Source organism: Methanobrevibacter sp. (assembly GCF_045541095.1).
Classification (GTDB): domain Archaea; phylum Methanobacteriota; class Methanobacteria; order Methanobacteriales; family Methanobacteriaceae; genus Methanocatella.
The window spans coordinates 1-3,855 of record NZ_JAZQIJ010000123.1 but is presented as its reverse complement, the minus strand read 5'-3'; the positions used below and the strand labels follow the sequence as shown (position 1 = coordinate 3,855).

The following is a 3,855-nucleotide window of genomic DNA, read 5'->3' as shown; positions in this document are numbered from 1 at the left end:
ATGGCGAGCGCTTATGTAATAGTTTTCACCTGCACTTATATCCAAAACAATCATACCGCTCTCATTTGTGACCATAACATCGCTTAAAACAAGCTCGTTATTAACAACTACTCCGACAGTGATGTTTTGACCGGCTGCCTTATTGGATCCGGACAATGTAGCACTGACTGTTGTAATTCCCTTTGCTCCCCAATAAGTCACATTGTTAAAAGCAACTTCAGCATCATTTCTAGAATAAATTGCATTTAAGAGGTTATTCCGGCCTGTGAAGGTGATTGTAATATTATTATCATTTTTAACAATATCTAAAGCTTCTGCATTTGCCCTATTGTTTAAGAAAGTAGAATCAGAAACAGTTAAAGTATCTGAAGAATACAATTTGTAGAAGTAAATTGCAGAACCCCAATTTGCATTATTGCCAGTAAAATTACAATTTGACACAGTACCTGTAATCCTAAACCTAATTGCACCACCTTGAGATGTTGCGGTGTTGTTAGTAAAATTACAATTTGTCACTTCACCATTACCATTAAAGTAAACTGCACCACCATCCTCATTTGCAGTGTTGTTAGTAAAATTACAATTTGACACACTACCCTCATCAAAGAAGTAAACTGCACCACCATAGTATGCTTCGTTATCAGTAAAATTACAATTTGTCACAGTACCAGTATTCACGAAGAAAATTGCACCACCATTTACAGTAGCAGAGTTGTCAGTAAAATTACAATTTGACACAGTACCAGAATACATCCTAATGGCACCACCCCAACTGCCTTCACCAGTTGCAGAGTTATTAACAAAATTACAATTTGACACACTACCCTCATCAAAGAAGTAAACTGCACCACCATTTCCAGTTGCAGTGTTGTCAGTAAAATTACAATTTGTCACTTCACCATCATTCACGAAGTACACTACCCCTCCATAACGAGCAGAGTTGTCAGTAAAATTACAATTTGACACACTACCAGTACCTTGATAGAAGAAAACTGCACCACCATCTCCAGAAGCAGTATTGTCAGTAAAATTACAATTTGCCACATTACCTGAATTCTCAAAGTAAATTGCACCACCACTTACAGAAGCTGTGTTGTTAGTAAAATTACAATTTGTCACAGTACCAGTCCAATAAAAGTAAACTGCACCACCACCATCATAATTGCCAGTTCCAGTTGCTTTGTTATCAACAAAATTACAATTTGACACACTACCCCCATCATCATATAAGTAAACCGCACCACCATAGGTTGCAGTGTTGCCAGTAAAATTACAATTTGCCACAGTACCAGTACTATCAAAGTAAACTGCACCACCATTTACAGTAGCAGAGTTGTCAGTAAAATTAGAATTTGTCACAGTACCTGTGCCACTAAACCTAATAGCACCACCCGATTTTGAAGCGGTGTTATTAACAAAATTACAATTTGACACACTACCAGTATTAGAGAAGTAAACTGCACCACCATCTCCAGAAGCAGTATTGTCAGTAAAATTACAATTTGTCACATTACCAGTACTGCGGAAGAAAACTGCCCCTCCATAACGAGCAGAGTTGTTAGTAAAATTACAATTTGTCACAGTACCAGTCCAATAAAAGAAAACTGCACCACCATAACTGAAATCTCCAGTTGCTTTGTTATCAACAAAATTACAATTTGTCACACTACCAGTACCTTGATAGAAGTAAACTGCACCACCACCATCATAAGTGCCAGTTCCAGTTGCTTTGTTGTTAGTGAAATTACAATTTGACACAGTACCCTCACGATTGAAGAAAACTGCACCACCCCTAGAGTCAGTACCGGTTGCCTTGTTGTTAATAAAATTACAATTTGTCACAGTACCAGTACTACCAAAGTAAATTGCTCCTCCATTACCATTATAATTAGCATTTTTAATGGTTAGGTTTTTAATTGTTACACCGGAAGCACTAACACGAAATGCGCTGATTGTTGATCCGTTCATGTCAATGACTGCACCGTTACCATCAATGACTTTATTGTCCTCACTGATATCAATGGTTCCACCCCCATTGTAAGTATAGTTCTTATGGGTTAATGTAATGTTTCCAGAATGTCTAATTTCTTCAGCCAAATCAAAATATGTAGCTGAATCCGCACCCAATACCTCAGTATCAGTTTGAGCACTTAAAGCCTCATCATAATCAGTTGAAGTAAATACCATGTTTTCTTCACTTGTTTGCAGATTATCCTCGATAATATCCTTATCAACGGATAACCCAATAGTATTTGTATCCTCACTTGCTAAAGTATCATCTATTTCACTTGCACTAACACAGGTTATGCTTAATAGAAAAACAGCAAGCACCAGCATGAACATTATTTTCTTGTATTTCATTTTCTCCCTGAACCCCTGAAAATTAAATGCTAAAAAATGTTTTATATCATTCAAACAATCATAAAAATACATGTCCTTTGTTTAAAACTTCTAAAACATGACTAAAAGTCTATCCACCAATATATAAATATATAACTATTTTGAAGAACGGGGGCAGATAAACTGATATTAATATAACTATCGATTAAATAGATAATGGAAGAAATATCCTCTAAAACACCTAAAATTTAAAATGCGAACAAGATTATCCGATGAATTTCCTATGTGATATTTTCACGTTGTTTTGATTCACCATTGCATATTGCATGGTAGTGTCAATCTGAACATGGCCCAAGAGCCTTTGAACCTGTTCAATCGGCATTCCTTTATCAATTGCATTTGTTGCCATTGTTCTTCTGAACTTATGCGGATGTATTTTTTTGATTTTTGCTTCCATCCCAAGTTTTCGCATTCTTTTTTTCAACACCAGGAATTCCCAGCCGATTGTGAGGTTTTCTCAGTGACACGAATAGTGCGGGATTATTGTCTTTTCTTGACTCCAAGTATTTTTGAAGGTGAATTTTTGTTTTTGCATCAAAGTAAACTATACGTTCACTGTCACCTTTGCCCAATACAACACATTCTCTTTCACTAAAAAGAACATCATCAATATTTAGATTTACAAGTTCCCCTACATGTATACCGGTTGATGCTAAAAGCTCAATCATTGCCAAATCCCTGATGTTATCACACTTGTCCCTTAGGACTTCAAAATTTTCATCGCTTAAATCCTCTTTAACTACCCTTTTGTTTTAATCTTATGAATTCTTCTAACGGGATTTTTTGAAATATGACCTTCATCCTCAAGCCAGCTGAAAAAACTAGACAAAACTCGCCTGATATTGTCAATCGTTGATTTGGATGCATTACTCTGATTTTTATAGTCTGGCAAATATTTTCTCAAATCTTCAGTTTTGATGCTTTCGATTTTAAGATTAACTGACTCCAACATCTTGAAAATCGTGTTTCTGTAATAATTAATAGTTTTTTCAGAACAACCTTCAATTTGTTTGGCTGAAAGAAAAGACATTAATAATTCATGATTTTCTTTTGATTCATCAACAGATAAATTATTGTCCTTTTTAAACACTTCAAATTTATTCAAAATACTTTTAAGACTTTCATTAAGTTGTACTATTTGAATTTCATTTAGATAAGGTTCCATATTACTTTCTATTAATCTAACCAGTTCATTTTTCATTAAAATCCCCCTATGAAAATATTAATTAAATCAATCTTGAAAACATATGCAACAGAAACTTTGACACTAAATTTTTCTCATAAACCTAACTTTAAATTGAAATAAGAATAGTAAGTATTATAAAACTAAAATATTAAAAAATTTAAAAAGTTAGTCTTATATACCTAAAAAAATATAATAACATTATGGTTCAAAGAGAATTATACATGAGACAAATCATTCCATTAATAGACAATGAATTAATCAAAGTGATT

The 3,855-nt window shown here is 34.1% G+C and carries 4 protein-coding genes; all 4 read right to left on the bottom strand.

Annotated features, from left to right (window positions below; translation table 11 throughout):
- Nucleotides 1-2,361, bottom strand: a 2,361-nt coding sequence (locus ACKI2P_RS05115; protein ID WP_407375628.1) for a beta strand repeat-containing protein, incomplete at its 3' end; no start/stop codon positions are given.
- A 244-nt stretch (nucleotides 2,362-2,605) separates the two neighbouring features.
- On the bottom strand, nucleotides 2,606-2,797 hold the full coding sequence (locus tag ACKI2P_RS05110; RefSeq protein ID WP_407375626.1) for a tyrosine-type recombinase/integrase: 192 nt from the start codon (nucleotides 2,795-2,797) through the stop codon (nucleotides 2,606-2,608).
- Nucleotides 2,763-3,068, bottom strand: coding sequence for a tyrosine-type recombinase/integrase (locus tag ACKI2P_RS05105; protein ID WP_407375624.1), 306 nt, complete (start codon nucleotides 3,066-3,068; stop codon nucleotides 2,763-2,765). Before ACKI2P_RS05105 ends, ACKI2P_RS05110 begins: the two co-directional genes overlap by 35 nt.
- A gap of 71 nt (nucleotides 3,069-3,139) precedes the next feature.
- The gene (locus tag ACKI2P_RS05100; RefSeq protein ID WP_407375623.1) at nucleotides 3,140-3,601 is read right to left on the bottom strand and encodes a site-specific integrase; all 462 of its coding nucleotides are present in this window, start codon (nucleotides 3,599-3,601) and stop codon (nucleotides 3,140-3,142) included.
- Nucleotides 3,602-3,855: the final 254 nt, after the last annotated feature.